This window comes from Prevotella sp. P4-119 (genome assembly GCF_002251345.1).
Classification (GTDB): Bacteria; Bacteroidota; Bacteroidia; order Bacteroidales; family Bacteroidaceae; genus Prevotella.
In genome coordinates, this window is record NZ_NPJB01000063.1 from 114,899 (window position 1) to 133,800 (window position 18,902).

The 18,902-nt window shown below is 45.3% G+C and carries 20 protein-coding genes; 12 read left to right on the forward strand and 8 right to left on the reverse strand.

Annotated features, from left to right (window positions below; genetic code table 11):
- Positions 1-93 precede the first annotated feature (93 nt).
- The 6 genes from CIK89_RS06790 to CIK89_RS06815 all read left to right on the forward strand — a co-directional run bounded on the left by CIK89_RS06790 (position 94) and on the right by CIK89_RS06815 (position 6,086).
- The gene (locus tag CIK89_RS06790; protein WP_094390633.1) at positions 94-750 is read left to right on the forward strand and encodes a tol-pal system YbgF family protein; all 657 of its coding nucleotides are present in this window, start codon (positions 94-96) and stop codon (positions 748-750) included.
- A gap of 6 nt (positions 751-756) precedes the next feature.
- Positions 757-1,233, forward strand: coding sequence for a 6,7-dimethyl-8-ribityllumazine synthase (gene ribH, locus CIK89_RS06795; protein ID WP_094390634.1), 477 nt, complete (start codon positions 757-759; stop codon positions 1,231-1,233).
- 76 nt (positions 1,234-1,309) lie between these two features.
- On the forward strand, positions 1,310-2,059 hold the full coding sequence (locus CIK89_RS06800; protein WP_094390635.1) for an exodeoxyribonuclease III: 750 nt from the start codon (positions 1,310-1,312) through the stop codon (positions 2,057-2,059).
- A 7-nt stretch (positions 2,060-2,066) separates the two neighbouring features.
- The gene (locus tag CIK89_RS06805; protein ID WP_094390636.1) at positions 2,067-4,133 is read left to right on the forward strand and encodes a protein-disulfide reductase DsbD; all 2,067 of its coding nucleotides are present in this window, start codon (positions 2,067-2,069) and stop codon (positions 4,131-4,133) included.
- Between the two features lie 116 nt (positions 4,134-4,249).
- Positions 4,250-4,891, forward strand: a complete 642-nt coding sequence (locus CIK89_RS06810) for an outer membrane beta-barrel protein (protein WP_094390637.1) — start codon at positions 4,250-4,252, stop codon at positions 4,889-4,891.
- 70 nt (positions 4,892-4,961) lie between these two features.
- Positions 4,962-6,086 (forward strand): Mrp/NBP35 family ATP-binding protein, encoded by a 1,125-nt coding sequence (locus CIK89_RS06815; RefSeq protein WP_094390638.1) that lies wholly within the window; start codon positions 4,962-4,964, stop codon positions 6,084-6,086.
- A 473-nt stretch (positions 6,087-6,559) separates the two neighbouring features.
- Here the strand turns inward: CIK89_RS06815 and CIK89_RS06820 are convergent, their stop codons facing one another.
- The 5 genes from CIK89_RS06820 to CIK89_RS06840 are packed head-to-tail and all read right to left on the reverse strand — an operon-like array spanning position 6,560 to position 12,477.
- A complete protein-coding gene (locus CIK89_RS06820) occupies positions 6,560-7,801 on the reverse strand; it encodes an ABC transporter permease (protein ID WP_094390725.1) in 1,242 nt (413 codons plus the stop codon).
- 9 nt (positions 7,802-7,810) lie between these two features.
- Positions 7,811-8,980, reverse strand: coding sequence for an ABC transporter permease (locus CIK89_RS06825; protein WP_094390639.1), 1,170 nt, complete (start codon positions 8,978-8,980; stop codon positions 7,811-7,813).
- A gap of 30 nt (positions 8,981-9,010) precedes the next feature.
- Positions 9,011-9,997, reverse strand: coding sequence for an HlyD family secretion protein (locus tag CIK89_RS06830; RefSeq protein WP_094390640.1), 987 nt, complete (start codon positions 9,995-9,997; stop codon positions 9,011-9,013).
- A 47-nt stretch (positions 9,998-10,044) separates the two neighbouring features.
- Positions 10,045-11,547, reverse strand: coding sequence for a TolC family protein (locus tag CIK89_RS06835; RefSeq protein ID WP_094390641.1), 1,503 nt, complete (start codon positions 11,545-11,547; stop codon positions 10,045-10,047).
- Positions 11,548-11,574: 27 nt separating this feature from the next.
- A complete protein-coding gene (locus CIK89_RS06840) occupies positions 11,575-12,477 on the reverse strand; it encodes a hypothetical protein (RefSeq protein ID WP_094390642.1) in 903 nt (300 codons plus the stop codon).
- A 335-nt stretch (positions 12,478-12,812) separates the two neighbouring features.
- On the opposite strand from CIK89_RS06840, the gene CIK89_RS06845 reads away from it, so the two are divergent.
- The 5 genes from CIK89_RS06845 to CIK89_RS06865 all read left to right on the forward strand — a co-directional run bounded on the left by CIK89_RS06845 (position 12,813) and on the right by CIK89_RS06865 (position 15,595).
- Positions 12,813-13,589, forward strand: a complete 777-nt coding sequence (locus tag CIK89_RS06845) for a MotA/TolQ/ExbB proton channel family protein (RefSeq protein WP_094390726.1) — start codon at positions 12,813-12,815, stop codon at positions 13,587-13,589.
- Positions 13,582-13,965: a hypothetical protein gene (locus CIK89_RS06850; protein WP_144007370.1), complete on the forward strand. Its 384-nt coding sequence runs from the start codon at positions 13,582-13,584 to the stop codon at positions 13,963-13,965. Before CIK89_RS06845 ends, CIK89_RS06850 begins: the two co-directional genes overlap by 8 nt.
- Positions 13,966-13,975: 10 nt before the next feature.
- Complete coding sequence (locus CIK89_RS06855; RefSeq protein WP_094390644.1) at positions 13,976-14,545, forward strand: biopolymer transporter ExbD; 570 nt, start codon at positions 13,976-13,978, stop codon at positions 14,543-14,545.
- Positions 14,542-15,021 carry a biopolymer transporter ExbD gene (locus CIK89_RS06860; protein ID WP_094390645.1) on the forward strand — a complete coding sequence of 160 codons (480 nt, stop codon included), beginning with the start codon at positions 14,542-14,544 and terminating at the stop codon, positions 15,019-15,021. The genes CIK89_RS06855 and CIK89_RS06860 overlap by 4 nt, the downstream gene beginning before the upstream one ends.
- 94 nt (positions 15,022-15,115) lie before the next feature.
- Positions 15,116-15,595: an Lrp/AsnC family transcriptional regulator gene (locus tag CIK89_RS06865; RefSeq protein ID WP_094390646.1), complete on the forward strand. Its 480-nt coding sequence runs from the start codon at positions 15,116-15,118 to the stop codon at positions 15,593-15,595.
- 66 nt (positions 15,596-15,661) lie between these two features.
- On the opposite strand, the gene CIK89_RS06870 is transcribed toward CIK89_RS06865, so the two are convergent.
- Genes CIK89_RS06870 through CIK89_RS06880 form a run of 3 tightly spaced genes read right to left on the reverse strand, consistent with a single transcriptional unit; the run spans position 15,662 to position 18,115 of the window.
- Complete coding sequence (locus CIK89_RS06870; protein WP_094390647.1) at positions 15,662-16,144, reverse strand: dihydrofolate reductase; 483 nt, start codon at positions 16,142-16,144, stop codon at positions 15,662-15,664.
- A complete protein-coding gene (locus CIK89_RS06875; protein ID WP_094390648.1) occupies positions 16,141-16,935 on the reverse strand; it encodes a thymidylate synthase in 795 nt (264 codons plus the stop codon). The genes CIK89_RS06870 and CIK89_RS06875 overlap by 4 nt, the downstream gene beginning before the upstream one ends.
- The gene (locus CIK89_RS06880) at positions 16,910-18,115 is read right to left on the reverse strand and encodes a hypothetical protein (protein ID WP_094390649.1); all 1,206 of its coding nucleotides are present in this window, start codon (positions 18,113-18,115) and stop codon (positions 16,910-16,912) included. Before CIK89_RS06880 ends, CIK89_RS06875 begins: the two co-directional genes overlap by 26 nt.
- A gap of 120 nt (positions 18,116-18,235) precedes the next feature.
- On the opposite strand from CIK89_RS06880, the gene CIK89_RS06885 reads away from it, so the two are divergent.
- Positions 18,236-18,898: a DUF6249 domain-containing protein gene (locus CIK89_RS06885; protein WP_144007372.1), complete on the forward strand. Its 663-nt coding sequence runs from the start codon at positions 18,236-18,238 to the stop codon at positions 18,896-18,898.
- Positions 18,899-18,902: the final 4 nt, after the last annotated feature.

Genomic DNA, 18,902 nt, shown 5'->3' on the forward strand with positions numbered 1-18,902 from the left:
TTTCAGTATCTGCAATAAAATGAGTAATTTTGCCACGCAAAACTTGGCTCTATGGAGCTATAAAGAAACGCAAATAAAAAACTAACAACAATAATGGCAAACAAAAACCAAACAGTTGCTGTCGAGACCGAGCAGCAGTTAAACAAGACAGAGGCATTCTTTGATAAGTACAAGAAAGCCATCATCATCGGTGTAGTAGCAGTTGTCGTTCTCATCGTAGGCGGCATCCTCATCAACAACTATTATCTTGCTCCACGTGAAGACGCTGCCAGCACAGAATTGGCAAAGAGTCAGGAGCTCTTCAACAACGAACAATTCGAACAGGCTCTGACTGGTTTCAAAAAAGTAGCCAGCGACTATTCTTCGACAAAGGCAGGTAATTTGGCTCAGCTGTACATCGGTCTCTGCCAAGCTAACCTCGGTAAATGGCAGGAAGCTGCCGATGCCCTCGAAAATTTCAGCACCAAGGGTGACCAAATGATCAGTCCCGCTGCTGAAGGCGCTTTAGGCAATGCTTATGCAAACCTCAAGCAGTATGACAAGGCCGTTGACCACTTGAAGAAGGCTGCCAAGATGGCTGACAACAACTCACTCTCTCCCACCTTCCTCATTCAGGCCGGTGAGATTCTGGAGAGTCAGGGCAAGAAAGACGAGGCTTTGAAACTCTACCAAGAGATCAAGAAGAAGTATTTCCAGTCAATGCAGTACCAGAACATCGACGCTTATATCGAACGTGCTTCTGCTAAATAAATAAAGATGGCAACAGCACTTCATAACCTGAGCGACTACGATTTTGATGCAGTCCCTGACGCATCGAACATGATATTCGGCATTGTTGTAGCCGAGTGGAATCCTGAAATAACAGGAGCACTGTTGCAGGGATGTGTTAGCACACTGGAGAAACACGGAGCATTGCCCGAAAACATCCATGTAAAAACCGTTCCCGGTTCGTTCGAACTCATCTACGGTGCACACCAGATGACTCTCAACGACGGCTATGATGCCATCATCATCCTCGGTAGTGTAATACGTGGTGAGACACCACATTTTGATTATATCTGCCAAGGTGTGACCCAAGGCATTGCACGCCTTAACGCCACCAACAACATTCCCGTCATTTACGGACTGCTCACCACCAATGACCTACAGCAGGCCAAGGATCGAGCAGGCGGACGATTGGGCAACAAAGGTGACGAATGTGCAGTAGTAGCCATCAAGATGGCAAAATTCTAACCGATAGACTCACCTATCAAATAACTACATGGCGGACTTCTCACAACGAGAAGTCCGTCTTGTTTACAAAGCGCTTATGAAACTTATTTCATGGAATGTCAATGGTCTGAGGGCTTGCGAGGGCAAGGGCTTCAGCGATGTTTTCAAACAGTTGGATGCAGATTTCTTCTGTCTACAAGAGACAAAAATGCAAGCAGGCCAACTCGATTTGCAGTATGACGGATACCAGTCATACTGGAACTATGCCGACAAGAAGGGATATTCTGGTACTGCCATCTTCACTCGCCATCAACCCATTGTCGTAAGTTATGGTATCGGAATTGATGAACACGATCATGAAGGACGTGTTATCACCTTGGAGATGGACCGCTATTTTGTAGTGACATGCTACACTCCAAATTCACAAGACGGACTCCGCCGATTGGACTACCGCATGAGATGGGAGGATGACTTTCGGCAGTATCTATTAGAACTGGATAGTCGGAAACCCGTCATCCTCTGCGGTGACCTTAATGTGGCACACGAAGAGATTGACCTCAAAAATCCCAAGACTAACCGTCGTAATGCTGGTTTTACCGATGAGGAACGCGAGAAGATGACAACGCTCCTTGAATCAGGCTTTACAGATACATTCCGTACACTACATCCCGACGATTCCACCTATTCATGGTGGTCGTATCGTTTCCAAGCTCGCCAAAAGAACGCAGGATGGCGTATTGATTATTTCCTTGTCAGCAAACGACTGATGGAAGATGTGAAAGGCGCTGCCATCCACACCGAAATATATGGTTCAGACCATTGTCCAGTAGAACTTACATTGAAATGACATAACTATGAAAAGACTCTTCCTTATTATTATAGGTATGATCTGCCTTGTGTCTGCACAAGCCCAACTGGCCGATCCTGTACACGTTTACACACAATTGAAAGAAACCGGCAACCAAGAAGCCGATATCATCTTTACCCTCAAGATTGACAACGGATGGCATGTGTATTCCACTAATCTCGGCAATGGAGGTCCTATCTCCGCTACTTTCAATACTGTAAAAATTCAGGGAGCCACACTTGTAGGAAAACTTAAGGCCAAGGGTAAGGAACTTAGCAAGTTTGATCACCTCTTTGACCAACAGGTTCGCTATTTCGAACATACCGCCACCTTTGTGCAGAAGATTCGCTTCACCCAAGCCAACTACAGCATCGACTGTTATCTTGAATACGGAGCATGCAACGATGAAATGTGTATGCCGCCGTCAAGTGCAAACTTCAAGACAAGTGGTAAAGCCACAATCGTTGACAACGCGAATAAAGAAGAACAGACACAAAAGTCCATTGACAATACCAGTACGCTGAGCGATCAAAGCACAGCTAAGGACGACAGTATAGCCATTGACAGTACTGCTAATACATCCGCAGCAACAGACACTGCAGCAGTAGCAGGCAATGCCCTTTGGACTCCTATCACCCAAGAATTACAATCGTTCGACAATACCACTCCCGATGATTCACTGCTATACATCTTCCTGGCAGGACTGCTTGGAGGGTTCCTCGCACTACTTACACCTTGTGTATGGCCCATCATCCCAATGACAGTGTCCTTCTTCCTCAAACGCAATAAAGAACGTACGAAAGCCATCCGCGAAGCATTGACTTATGCACTGAGCATCATCATCATCTATGTAGCATTGGGACTGCTCGTCACCGCCCTCTTCGGTGCTAATGCCCTCAATGCCTTAAGCACCAATGCATGGTTCAATATCTTCTTCGCCCTATTGCTCATCGTCTTTGCAGCATCTTTCTTTGGCGCTTTCGAATTGACCTTGCCCTCGTCATGGTCCACCAAGATTGACGAAAAAGCCGACCAACTTTCCATGCGCAAATCATTCTTCACAGCGCATCTCTCCATCTTCCTGATGGCATTCACCCTGGTACTGGTATCATTTTCTTGCACTGGTCCTATCATAGGTTTCCTATTGGTAGCTGTTTCTACCCAAGGCAATATACTTGGTCCCACGCTCGGTATGTTGGGATTTAGCATCGGACTCGCCATTCCCTTTGGTGTGTTCGCCCTATTCCCCTCATTGCTTAAATCAGTACCTAAGTCAGGCGGATGGATGACCACCATTAAGATTGTATTGGGATTCATCGAATTGGCATTTGCTATGAAGTTTCTCAGTGTAGCCGATCTGGCATACGGTTGGCGCTTGCTCGACCGTGAGGTATTCCTATCAATATGGATTGCCCTCTTCGCTCTGCTTGGTGCTTATCTTATGGGATGGCTCCATTTTTCCGGTCATGGCCCTGCCGACAAGTCAGAAGGAACTCCCATCCCACAATTCTTCCTTGGTCTGATCAGTTTTGCCTTCACCATCTATATGATACCTGGATTGTGGGGAGCTCCACTGAAAGCCATTAGCGCCTTTGCGCCACCCATGTTCACACAAGACTTCAATATGCAATCAGGCAAAACCGTTGAAGCTGTTTATAAGGACTACGAACAAGGAATGGAAGCAGCACGGGCACAAGGTAAGCCTGTCATTATCGACTTCACAGGTTTCGGTTGTGTCAACTGCCGTAAGATGGAAGCGGCAGTATGGAGCGATGCCAATGTAGCAAAACGATTAACAGACGACTACATTCTCATCTCGCTGTATGTTGACGACAAGACACCATTGGCACGACCCATTGAAGTGAACGACGGCAAACGCATGCGTACATTACGTACTGTAGGCGACAAATGGAGTTTCCTACAAGCAAGCAAGTTCGGTGCCAATACCCAGCCGTTCTATGTTTTGCTGACCCCCGACGGTCATGCACTTGCTCCAAGTCGCTCCTATAACGAAGATGTGAAACAATACACCGATTGGCTCGACAACGGATTGTCACGCTTTCGTGCGGAATAATTGTCCTCTTTAGGATATATTAGGAAAATACCTAAGCTTTTTAGGACTTTCCCCCTCCGTAATCCAATAAATATATGTATCTTTGCATCACATAACAGACAAAAACAACAACGACTATGAAAAAATTTATCCTAATATTGTTGGCTACCGTCATGGCTATGCCGACATTTGCACAGTACCAATCCAATCGCAGCCGCAGCCGCTACAACCACAACGACACCGAGAGTTACTACGGTATTCGTTTGGGACTGAACTCAGCCAGCACGAGTTGTGACGATGCACCCTTTGACCTTGACGCTCGCACCGGTTTAAACATTGGTGCCGTCTATGGTTTGCAGCTCGCCAACAATACTCCAATATGGCTCGAAGCCGGCGCTTACTATTCAGAAAAGGGTGGTAAGAGTCTGTCAGATGGAATCAAAAAAACCTATCGTCTGCGTTATATAGAAATTCCCTGTGTAGTAAAATACAACATCAATGCTGACGATGACTTCTTCCTCCAACCTTTCTTAGGTGGTTATATCGCACTCGGTGTGGGCGGAAAGATAAAAAACTATGCAGACCGCACAACATCAAGTGCATTCGACAGCGACCGTTTCCAACGTTTCGATGGTGGTCTCCGCTTAGGTTGCGGTGCCGAATACAACATGATCTATGCTGAAGTCGGTTTCGATTTGGGTATTGCCAATGTGCGCCACGATGATTTTGAGGCAGCTCACACCCGTAGCCTCTTTGTCAACTTTGGAGTAAACTTCTAATTTTCACGGTGATGACATACCGATATAGCAGTGTTACCATCAGCTTTTTTATATATTACAAACAATTAAAATGACACTATATCCCCAAATGATTATGGATGCACTGCAGACTGTGACGTATGCAGGCACCAAGAAAAACCTTATTGAAAGCGGTATGGTGGCCGATCAACCTGCCGTTGCCGCACCGTCTGCAGACAATGAACCCTGGCGCGTTCATGTAGTGCTTGAATTTCCACGTGACACCGACCCATTTCTTAAATCAACTGTCAAGGCAGCCGAGGCAGCCATTAAATACCATTGTGGCAAAGACGTTGTGGTAGAGATTACCACCGAATTCAAATCAAAGCCACGTCCTGAGGTTGGCAAACTATTACCACAAGTTAAGAATGTGGTAGCAGTAAGTAGCGGTAAAGGCGGTGTGGGTAAAAGTACTGTTTCTGCAAACCTCGCTATCGCCTTGGCACGTCTGGGCTATAAGGTAGGTCTGCTCGATGCAGATATTTTCGGACCTTCTATGCCAAAGATGTTTAATGTAGAGGATGCACGTCCATATGCAGTAAATGTGGATGGTCGCGACCTCATTGAACCTATTGAAGCCTACGGTGTAAAACTTCTGTCTATCGGATTCTTTGTTTCACCCGAAACAGCCACATTGTGGCGTGGTGGCATGGCAAGCAATGCCCTGAAGCAACTTATTGCCGATGCCGATTGGGGAGAGCTCGACTATCTCATTCTCGATACCCCACCGGGTACAAGCGATATCCATCTTACTCTATTGCAGACACTCGCTATCACTGGTGCTGTAATCGTTTCGACCCCCCAGCAGGTAGCTTTAGCAGATGCTCGTAAGGGAATCGACATGTATCGCAACGAGAAAGTCAATGTCCCCATTCTTGGTCTGGTAGAGAACATGGCATGGTTTACTCCTGCAGAATTGCCCACTAACCGATATTATATTTTCGGTAAAGAAGGTTGCAAACAGTTGGCAGAAGAGATGCAGGTTCCGCTCTTGGCACAGATACCCCTTGTACAAGGCATCTGCGACAGTGGCGACCAAGGCACTCCGGCAGCTCTCAATAGTGACAGCGCAACAGGCATTGCATTCATCAATCTAGCACAGGCTGTTGTAACTGTAGTGAACCGCCGCAACAAGGAACTACCCAAAACCGAAATCGTTGGTGTCAAAAAATCATAATCTACACACTTATACCGACGTAATCTATCATTAGATACAGCTAAATCTATAACAATCTCCCCATCATACCCCACATTAACGTGGAAGATGATGGGGATTTTGCATAATAATTATAAAAATATGTACGATTTACTTGTTTTCAATCTTCTTTTGGGTCACCAGTAAAAGTGTGTTGATTAGGCATAGATCTTCATTAGTCTGAAGAGAAAGCACTTACGGTCAATGCATGCGGGCTGGCAACAGGCATTCCGCTAAGAGTCTATACTGTTCCATTTTATTCTAACGTTTACTCTATAAACGTACACCTGCTTGCTTTTATTGTGCTATGCTATCCACACGCTTTTGCAAGTGATCCATAATATATGGAAATACTGCATCCGTTGATCAACGGATGCAGTATTTGGTAGATCATATATGCAGGACATTTGATTCGTTAATCGGATACCACACTATGATTATCCTTTTATCCCAAATCAGCTATTTTCCATTTTTCTCTTCCTCATATCTTGTAGTCTGTCAAAGATATGGCGACGCATCAAGAGTATCTGATAGCGATAGACAAGGCATGCCAACACAAAATATACCAGTACTTGCAGCCACAGCACACGGTATTCGGTCAATACATCGCTGAGGGTAGCCCCCATTGAGTTCATGCGAACATAGGCACGGATACCAAAGGTAGAGGGGAATATCCATGAAATACCCTGCAAAAAGCCAGGAATATTAGACTGAGGCCACGAAACTCCACTGAGGAACAGAAGGGGAACACTGGCAAATACCACCAAGAGCATAACATTCTCACGATAACGCACTATGCATGATATGGTGATGCCAAAGAAAATACATGCTAAAATATAGGGTATCAGCATGGCAAGAAGATCCTGCCAATGGGCCAGACATGGGAAATCAAATATTCTCGGCACTACAACGGTGAGGTATGTGCCCATAATGGCATAAATCATGAAATAAGCCAATCCTTTGCCCATAACAATACGGAAAGTACCATGATAGTGTTTCTGTATAGGTACTAAGTCTTCAAAACGGTTTGTTTCGCGTGCAGAACCGGCAGACAAGCCAATACCCAATGCCAATGTCTGCTGTAGTATGAGGATCAGCACTGCTGGTAATATAAAGGATCCATAACCTCCCGATGGATTATAAATCGGTTGGGCATCATAGTCAAGCGGTTGGGTCAGTATTTCTTCTTCCCGTTGGGTATATTTACCCGACAATCTGACTTGAATTTCACCATTCATCTGTTGGGTCACACTGATAGCTGTCATATATGCAGCCTTATAGGTCAACATTGTACTCATATCGCAGAATACAGCCACAGCTGTCTGTTCCATGCGATTCAAACGCGACTGGAAATCTGCAGGTATATGATAGATGGCACGTGCAACTTGTCGCCCCACAAGATTCTTGGCCTCATCCATATTTGAGGCATAGCACACCACCTTTACATCCGGTGTAGCATTGCAGGAACGTATAAATTGACGGCTGGCAGAAGAATGTGAATCATCTACAACTACAACAGGCACTTCACGTACTACCTCATTGTTATAGATCCAAGAATAGAGCAGCGGATAGCCTAAGGGCACAAGGATAAAGAAAATGAGCACACCCTCGTCTTTAAAGGTCTGGCGCATCTCATCCTTCCATATGAGACAAGCGTCGTATATACCACTGATTATGGTTTTGAATAGTTTTTTCATCATAGCGCGTCAGGGAATATAGACATAGTTCAACATGGCATTGCGAATCTTTGGCGCCACCAATATGGGCAACAAGGCGAAAGCAACGAGAACTGCAATATGCGACCATGCATCTGCCAACGGATAGTCGTTGAAGATACATGTCTGATAAATCATAAAATAATGGCGCAATGGAAAGAGCCATGCCAGCGACTGCAAAGCACCGTCCATAGCCATGGCAGGAAATGCAGATCCTACCATTGAGAAACTTAGCACTGCCCACAGCGAACAGGTACTCATCGACATACGCAGAGATGGCAAAAGGCCGAACATAAAGATGCCGAAACCTAAAGAAGAAAATACTTGCAACAGTGTGAGCATGATAATGCGCAGTGTTCCACCCGGATGTGGGAAACCAAGTATGCCATAGACATAGTAGGCATAAGTCATGGTGAGTATCAGAAATACAAGGGCATGTGGTGTGAATTTACCAATGAGAGCCACCCATGCCTTATTGTCAGCCATCTCCATCCATTGTTTGGAGCGTCCAAACTTGAGTTCCGTGCCAATAGAATATGGAGTGATAAGAAACATGAAGAGCATCATCAATCCTGGCACAAGCATAGTGGAGAGATAGACATTATAGTCTGTTGTCGGATTGTTGAGCGGATGCAAATCGACCTTTATGGGTTGCAGAAAGGTTTGTGCTTGTTCGTCAGTAAATCCCTTGGCAAGCAGTGTGGCCTGACCGACAGCAGCCGATGCCAATGTGGAAATAGTTTTGAGATCACTGAACAACAGCGAGCCTGCCACCAAAGAAGTCTGCGTATAATAGAACGACATCTTCGGCTGCCGGCTTGCCATCAGATCATCTGTTGTGCCTTCGGGTATATAAAGAAAGGCATAGATTTGATTTTCCTGTATTGCTTTTCGTGCCTCAGCCACACTGGGATAACGCGCCACAACATGTGATGTCTGGAAGGCATCGAGCCGACGAATAATGCTACGCGTAGTAGAAGAATTATCGAGATCTACCACTCCAACAGGCATTTTGAGCGGTTTCCCCTCATACAGCATTGCTGTGAAAAAAAACATCACCAGCAGAGGAAATACCACCATACAGAGCCAATAGATGTGGTTGTGGCAGATAATGCCACACTCACGCACCGCAATTCCGTATATTTGTCGAAGCTGTTTCAAAATATCATTTAAAAAGTATGTTATTTTCCGTTAGTCCTGAATGACAAGCGACATGCCCGGACGTAATCCTTCAAGTGGCTGTGTGGGACGTGCCTTTACCTCAAAGGTTTTCAAGTCATACTGACCGTTGGCTTTAGTTGCCTTCCATACAGCATAGGATCCCTGGTCTTTCATATAATAAACCTTCATAGGAATAGTTTTGTTGAAAGCTGGTACATAGGCATTGAAGGTCTTGCCAACAGCAAGTCCACCCAACTGGTCCTCACGCACGTTGAAGGTGCCCCATAGATCGCTCATAATAGAAATGGTCATGATGGGGGATCCTGTGCCAACGAGTTCGCCGACTTTTGGATAAATATTGCTGACCTCACCCTCCATTTGGGCAATCTGAACAGTTTCATTAATATAAGAGGTAACTTCCTGAACAGCCCCCTTGGCTCTGCCAACAAGTGCTTGTGCTGCCTGTTTTTCTTCACGACGTGCACCATTTCGAGCCATATTATACTGACTCTCTGCAGCTTTAGCCTGAGCCTCCATGGCTTTATAGTTGGCAAATGCTTCATCGCGCTTTTGGGCGCTCATCACACCTTCATCAAAAAGGCGTTGCACACGTTGATATGACTTCTGTGCAATATCAAGTCCTGCCTTGGCCTGTTGCCATACTTGGTAGGCACCTTGTATCTGTTCCTGTCGCGCCCCGTTACGTGCCATTTCCTCTTGGGCGGCGGCAGCATTCTCTGCACTCTGGGCCTGTTCCATCTTGGCACGTACTTCTGGGGCATCTAAAATAGCGAGTGTATCACCCACTTTGACATAATCCCCCTCTTTGACACGAATTTCAAGAATACGTCCAGGAACCTTGCTTGACACTCGGTATTCACTAACTTCCACCTGTCCTTGGATATTTTCCTTTTCATGGCTGAAAGCGAAGAAGCCGATAATTCCCACAACCACCACAACTGTAGTGAATCCCAGGATGGCTAATAGTACGTTGTTATGTTGTGATTTTGCTGACATAATATCTTTCTCCTATTTTCTATCTTTATTGTATCGTTTATTCTCTCTTAATTTTCCAATGTACCAAGTGCTTTCTGCATATTGGTTTGACTGAGGCGCACATCAATCTCTGCATCAATCTTCTGAGACTGCGCCTGAAGCCAAGCAGTCTGTGCCTCCATCACTGTAGTGGATTGGATGACACCTTCACGAAATCCGAGATTTGCAGTACGAAGGTTTTCTTCCGCCTTGCGCGTACTTGCCATAGCCAGTTGAAGTTTCTTGCTTGCCTCATTGAGTCGGAATGAACTTTGGCTAACCTGCAGTTCGATTTTCTCTTTCACTTCTTCGAGTTCGAGCGAGGCAATAGCAGATGCGCCCTTAGCAGCACGCACCTTATAGGTCACATCTCCCCAATTCCATACAGGAACTCGAACCAACACACCAACATTCCACACTCCCCCAAATTTGCGTTCGAAACCATTGAAGAGATTAGGGTTGCTAACAGCATATCCACCAACTATAGCCACCTGAGGCAGGTTGCCAGCCTTTAGGAGTTTGACAGATTGTTGTGTCATATCAAGGGTATTGCGCAACATGCGAATTTCCGGACGCTGTTCAAAAGCGACAGCAACATCGGCTTTTGCACAAGAGGTGTTCTGAGCAATATTCTCACTTTCCTCATCAGCGAGTGTAACACTTCCATTCATCGGCAGTCCACACAACTGGGAAAGATACATCTTTGCCAGTGTCAATCCGTCATTGACTTTCGAAAGGGTCATCTCTGCTTCATTGACTTTCACACTAACGCTAAGTCCTTCGGAGCGAGTAGCCACACCTTCTTCTATCATCTTCTGTACATCACCATCAAGCTTTTTGACGAGGTCGAGATAGCTCTGGGCCAATTTCTGCTTATGGCGGAGCGAAACAACCTGCCAGTAGGCTTGATCAATGCTATAGAGTGTGAGTTGTCGTTGAGCATGCGCACTATTGGCAGCCAACTGCTCACCAATATCAGCCATACGGTTCATAGCGGTAATAGCACCACCCATATAAACAGGTTGTGTCACCATGATGGCTCCAGCCCACATGCTCCGAGTATCGGTATGGAAAGCATCTACAATACCAGCGCCCACTTGGTTGAGCGATCCTGCCAAACTTCCTATACCTGCAGTAAGTTGTTGTTGGATTCCCTCAGGAGTGAATCCCAACTGTCCAAGTTGTTGCCATACACCTTGTGGTACAGCCTGCAACAACTCGTTAGCCTTTCCGCCAATTCCTGCTGTCGCATTGGTACCCATATTACCAAGAGTTTTCTTCTGATCATCACTGAGAAGTGATATTTCGCGGCTTGTGTATTCATAACCTGCCAAGGCACTGACACGTGGCAGATATTTCGTACGGGCAGACTTGCGCATATTGGCAGCTATGTCTTGTTTGACATGTGCCACAGCCAACTGTTTATTGTTGCTGAGTGCCAAAGCTCTGCAACTGTCTAAGGTGAGCGTCGTTTGTGCTCCGACAGGCAAAGCCACGCAAGTAGCTAATAGATATCCTGTAATACGTTTCATAAATAATATAAAAAGGTCTATCTTCTATTATTTCTCAAGTTCGATGGTACGTGTACCAATCTCATGTCCATCAGCAATAACCTGCACACGATAAGAACCAGGTGTGAGTGTAGTTTTCGGAGCATATACTTCTATAAGCTTTTCTTCACCAGTATATTCCACATCTTTTCTTGCAGTGCATGCAATCTGCTGTCCTTCAAAGTTGCAGCGTTCACCAGCTCCCAATACATTACCCGCAGGTGTCAGTACTCTGACATAAATAGTACGCATACCATTCTGAGCGGTCACATTGCGTGTCAAGACAAAACGCACCTTCATTTGGGTAGATCCACCAATTTTATGAGGATGTTTAACACGATCCCGAGAACTTGATGAAAAAGCTTTCTTATAAAGCATCACAATATCTATATTAGCTGCATTCAGTTGGGCAGCAACGGCAACCTTTTCAGAGAGCGACATATTATCAGAAGCCAATGCCATATTCTGCTGATTAGACTGTGCAAGTTCTCCACGCACGCGATTATTTTCATTCATCAGCTCTGCATTGAGTTGGTTGAGTGAGTCAATCTGTAGCACATAGCTACGCAAAATGTTACGCACCTGCGCGAGTTCCTTTTTCAAGCGTGTAATCTCTGCGGCATCATCAGATTTTGTCTTCTTCAGTTCAGCAAGAAGTTGTTGGGTGCGTTCCTGTTCGCGAGTCAATTGTTCTACGATAGAGTCATTATTGATACGCGTTTTCATTTCATTATATTGGTCGGCGAACTGCTGATATTCGTTTTCCATTTCCTTTTTGTCGAGAGCCGCCAATTCCTGCATATCCTTGTTGGCTTGTTTCTCTTGATTCAAACTGATGGCGAGATATGCCACGCCACCGATAAGCAATAAGATGACGATGACCACCACAGTATTTACAACTTTCTTGTTCATGTTATGCTATTTAAATGATAAAATTCTTCTGTATGACATGCAAAATTAAGGATTTTCTACGAAACGACAAAGGAAAATCGGCCTATCCACAATGCAATCCGTTTATTTTTAATAATATTACGGAAAAAAAGAACAATTTTAGCATTTCTTTGAACTCTGTATCGTCAATCTATTAAATTCAAGTATATAGTCAGAAGAAAAATCGGGATTTCTTTTGTTTTCCGACTAGTTAATTGTAACTTTGTCGCCGAAAAAGAGAAACAAGAAAGATGTATCAACGTAACATAAGACGTAAATGGACGATAGTGCTGGCTGTATTTGCCTTCACTTTCGTCATGCAACAGGCATTTGCCCAGCATACTACCCACAACGATTCTGTTGCCACTACCGTGAGCGACACCATCGATAACGATTCTGCAATGGCTGTCATCGATGCCGACTTAAACGCTATGGACCCTACCGCTCAAGGAGGTGGTGGTCTCCACAAGATGCTAAAACAGAAATTTATTGAGGGTTCAGCAGGTTTCATGTCTCTCGTAGCATTAGCGCTCATTGCAGGACTGGCTTTCTGCATCGAGCGCATACTCTACCTCACCCTATCAGAAATCAATGCGAAAAAGCTATTGAAAGACATTGACGAGCGGTTAACAGCCAATGATGTAGAAGGTGCCAAGACTCTCTGTCGCGAGACACGTGGACCTGTGGCAAGCATCTGCTATCAAGGATTACTCCATCAGAAAGAACCACTCGACCAGATAGACCGTCAGCTCACCAATTACGGTTCTGTACAGATTAGCAATATGGAAAAGGGGTGTTCGTGGATTAAGTTCTTTATCGCCGCCGCACCGTCTTTGGGATTTCTCGGAACCGTAATAGGCATGGTAATAGCATTCGACCGCATCCAAACGGCAGGCGACATCAGTCCAACCATCGTTGCAGAAGGCATGAAAGTGGCACTTATCACCACCATCTTCGGTATTATAGTAGCACTCATTCTGCAATTCTTCTACAACTATATACTCTCCAAGATAGAACATCTCACTTCGCAGATGGAGGAAAGTGCCATCAGCTTGATAGATGCTTTATCCAAATACAAGCAGCAGCATGACTAATATTGGTGATTACCTACTGGCAGAAGTCATATTGTGGTTCATTTATGCCACAATAATCATCGTGGCAATAGTCATGGTATTGTCAGTAGTGCGCTCGTTGCGCAACCGCACAGATAGCATTGCTGAAAGCAACCGAGTACCCAGACGAAAAATTGCTTATGGAGTTGCTATCACCACCCTGCTCTTTCTGACCATTGCCTGTCTTGCTGGATCTTCTTCTCCCATAATCATCAACGGCATTAGCTACACAGACCGTTTTTGGCTAAAGACCACCGATGGTCTCATCACAGTATCCTTGATCATGATGGTTGTGGCAGCATGTTTCGTTGCCTATGGTCTGTCTGGCATAAACCGTCGTATCCATCAGAAAAAATAATTTGCCGTCTATGTTCATCCGTCGCCATCACCATGAAGTTCCACTACTGAACACCACGTCCACCGCCGATATTTCTTTTATGTTGCTGGTGTTCTTTCTCATGACATCATCGATGAACAGCGACAAAGGTCTCTCGCGCCAACTGCCACCAACTAAGTCAGAGCAATCAGCCATCACCGACATCAATCGCAGTAATGTACTCCAAATTCATCTCGATGCAAACGATGCACTGTGGATTGACGGACAAACAGTAGCTGACGAACAACTGCAACACGAAGTAGAATCCTTTTTGGCAAGCAGACAGAGCCAACGTTTCATGATAGAGGTAACCACAGATCGTCGCACATCATACGATGCCTATTTCAACATGCAGAACACCATTGTGGCAGCATTCCATACCTTACGTGAAACAATGGCACAAAAGCAATTCGGCATACATTTCACTCAGTGCAACGACCAACAGCGTAATATCATCACCCAGCGTTATCCCCTGCGCATCAGTGAAGCAATAACCGATAATATCACGATACCTACTTCACCAAAAGCAACGTCAGCAACAGAGAAAGGAGGTCGCCCATGAGTCGTTTCCGCCGTCATAAACGCGAGATGCCAGGTCTCAACCTTGCATCCATGCCCGATTTGGTTTTCACCGTATTGTTCTTTTTCATGATAGTCACCCACATGCGTGAGGACAATATCAGAGTTCGCTTCACTGTGCCTCAAGGCACCGAACTGGAAAAAACTGAGCATCGAGGCAGTGTCATCCACGTATATATCGGCCATCCCACCGATAGTCAAGGAAACAGCAACAATAATGAGACCCGCATACAGGTTAATAGCAAGAGTGTAACCATAGATCAACTGCCGAAAGCCATTGCCACAGAGCGCGACCACATGTCGTCAGAGGACCGCCAACACATGGTGGTCAGTATTCTTGCAGATAGCCAAACCGACATGGGACTTATCAGCGATGTTAAGCAAGCATTGCGCCAAGCTGGTGCACTCAGAATCAACTATGCAGCCACAAATCGCACCGACGAAACAGGCAATGAGTAATAATCTAAAGGAAAAACGCACAAAAATACTATAAATTATTGCAACTGTCGCTATTTTTTCATAACTTTGCATACAAATAGTAAAAAGTAGAAAAATGGCAATACAAAAACTCGACAATTTGGATAAACAGATATTGCGAATGATCGCAGAAGACGCACGTGTACCATTCCTTGAAGTGGCCCGAGCCTGTGATGTGAGTGGCGCTGCCATTCACCAGCGCATTCAGAAGCTCACCAGCATGGGGGTACTCAAAGGTTCACAGTTTATCATCAATCCAGAAAAGATAGGATATGAAACTTGCGCCTATATCGGACTCAACCTGAGAAATCCTGAGAAATTTGACGATGTAATGGTCGAACTTCAGAAGATTCCAGAAGTAACAGAATGTCACTACACCACGGGTAATTTTGATATGTTCATCAAGATTTATGCCAAGAACAACCATCATCTGCTCAACATCATCCATGACAAACTGCAGCCGTTGGGATTGGCCTCATCAGAAACTCTGATTTCTTTCAACACAGTCTTTGACAGACAACTTCCTGTAGTTGATTTCACCGAGGAGCAAGATTAAAAACAAATCATTCCGATAGTAGCCGATACATTCGGTCTATCGGAACGATATATCAATAAACTCGGATTACGACCGAACATAATCCACAAAAGCGTACGCAAAGGCATGTTTATCATCCTTTGCGTGCGCTTCTTTCGTTTCTACTTTCCAATCACTATAGTCAGGAAAGAAGGCATCGGCTTGTTGTGGCGTGTCATCAATCTCTGTCAGACACAACCGGTCAGCTTTGTCAAGTGCCTGCTCATAAACACTTGCACCTCCAATAATATAAACCTGTTCATCTGGTTGACAACTGGCCAGTGCCTCATCAAGCGTTGCATAAACATCACAACCAGGAATCTCCTTAACCGTACGACTCAACACAACATTGCGGCGATTAGGCAGTGCCCCTTTCGGCAAACTAAGGAATGTGTTACGTCCCATGATAATGGTATGTCCTGTTGTCAATGCCTTAAAACGTTTCAAGTCATTGGGCAACCAATAGAGCAATTTGTTTTCAAGACCTATGGCCCGATTACGCGCCACAGCAGCTATAATATGCAATGTCATACGCTAACCTCCGCTTTAATATGTGGATATGGATCGTAGCCTTCCAGTTGAAAATCCTCATACTGGAAATCGAATATACTCTTCACATCAGGGTTTATCTTCATCACAGGCAATGGGCGCGGTGTACGTGTCAGTTGCAAACGCGCCTGATCCAAATGATTAAGATATAGATGTGTATCACCTGTGGTATGGATGAAATCACCAGGTTTGAGTCCTGTCACCTGTGCCATCATCTGCAACAGCAGGGCATACGATGCGATATTGAAAGGTACACCGAGGAAAGTATCTGCCGAACGCTGATATAATTGAAGTGACAAACGACCATCTGCCACATAAAATTGGAATATCGTATGACAAGGAGGCAATGCCATCTCATTAACTTCCGCCACATTCCATGCCGATACTATCATTCTACGAGAATCCGGATTGTGTTTGAGTTGATCTACCACTTGACTGATTTGGTCTATCACTCCACCATTATAATCGGGCCATGAGCGCCACTGATGTCCATAAACAGGTCCGAGTTCACCGTTTTCGTCAGCCCACTCGTTCCAAATGCGCACACCATTATCTTGTAGATATTTCACATTGGTATCCCCTTTAAGAAACCAAAGCAGTTCGTAGATGATACTCTTCAGATGTAGTTTTTTTGTTGTCAGCAGTGGGAATCCATCCTCCAGATTATAGCGCGATTGTGTTCCAAAGATGCTGATAGTACCCGTTCCTGTGCGGTCTCCTTTTTGGGTTCCTTCGCGCAGTATGCGGTCAAGTATGTCTAAGTATTGTTTCATATTCGTTAGGTATGTAGGTTGTTCTTATTTTCCATTCTTTAGGATATAGATTGTTGGCACGATTACCTATATTTTTGGCGAGTCCGAGCAGATGTCCCTCAAAGCAGATACCAACCATACCGCGTGGTACATCTGCACCGAGGGTAATGGCCTCGTGGCGCAGATAAGCCATAGCCTGTTGATAGTTCACCTCCACCTTTACCATATCAGGTTGTGCTTTGGGGCAATAGATGATATTGAGATTCTGTTGCGACTTGCGCAAAGACTTCAACGAGTGTCCTTGTTGCCATGCCCCGCCCTTACGCAACACACAAAGGAACAGTCCTTCGCCTTTGCTGATTCCGGGAATAAAGCGATATACAGGCTGTGAGAATCCATCAAGTAGCGAACCGGTGATATTCCATGCAGCATCCACCTTTACGGGTAGCACCTCAGCTCCCAGTTCATCCATCATCCATTGTATATTCTCCTCATCTTCATGAGTATTAAATGTACAGGTACTATATATAAACAGTCCACCATCTGCCAGACAACTCCAAGCATCTGCAACTATTTCACGTTGCAAACGGGCACACTTCTCAACATTCTGCATACTCCATTCGCGTATGGTGGCCTCATCCTTACGAAACATGCCTTCGCCAGAACAGGGCACATCACACAATACCACATCTGCTATCATCTTCGCCCGACGGTAGTCGCGTGGAAAATTGTTGGTCACGAAATGGTCAGCATATCCCCATTTCTCCACATTCTCAGCTAAGATATTGGCGCGATTGCGCATCGGTTCATTGGAAAACATCACACTGCCTGCAGCCAATGCAGTACGTGCCAACAACGACTTTCCACCAGGAGCAGCACAGAAATCTATCATCACTACGGGTGCGTCAGACACCCATTGCTGCATGACAGTATCGAGAAACATCGATCCTGCCTCCTGCACATAGTAGCACCCTGCATGCAGCAAAGGATCGTAAGTAAAGTTGGGGCGTTGTGGCAAATAATAGGCATTGCGACACCACGGCACCCGTTCACCATCTGCGGTAAGTTCTTTTGCCTTTTCCGGATTCAGTCTGATACTCACAGGAGCATCCGTTTCAAAAGCCTTAAGATAGCAATCGAAGCGTTCTTCGCCCATCGTACGACGGGCCATATCGGTAAAATCTATGGGTAACTGTGTCATTTGCTTGCAAAATTAAAAAAAATATTGCACCTTTGCAACTTATTGCGTAGCTATCACGTCAAACAATCGAAAATAAAACAAAAACAATAGAAAATAAACAAAAACAAAAGGAATACAGCTATGAGAAAGTTACTATTCACCCTGGCATTTATCGCCACACTCACCACATCAGTGCCAACTATGGCGCAGAAGCATCGCCACACGCCCCGTACGCAAGAGTTGATAGATACCACATCTTCCGCTGCAACAGCTATTGAAGCCTACTCCGACACTACGGCAACAGCGACAGATACCATCACCAGTTACAACAACAATAGTAGCAATGCCCCCTTTGCCAGTTTCGACTACGATGGAGGCGATGAAGGATTCGGTGCAAAATTTGTCATTACCGTCTGTTTCATACTCTTTGTCTTAGCCCCCATATCAATCATCGGCCTCATCTTCTATTTCATCCGTCAAAGCCGAAAAGACAAAATACGCTTGGCAGAACTGGCTGCGCAAAACGGACAACCCATTCCCACCGACCTGTTGCGTTCTGCCAAAAACAGCAATGCCAACTATGCTCCCGGTGTACGCCAATGCTGTCTGGGCATCGGACTGGCCATATTCCTCGGCATCATCATGGACGAATTAGGATTCGGCATCGGTGCCCTCGTATTCTTCATCGGACTCGGCAAGATTATCAGTGTGTATCTCACCAAAGACAAATCGTTGCCCAATGCGCCCGAAACAAACGCCAGTGCACTTGACCCTGCACGCGATAACAATCATGCGCAGCACTAAGATC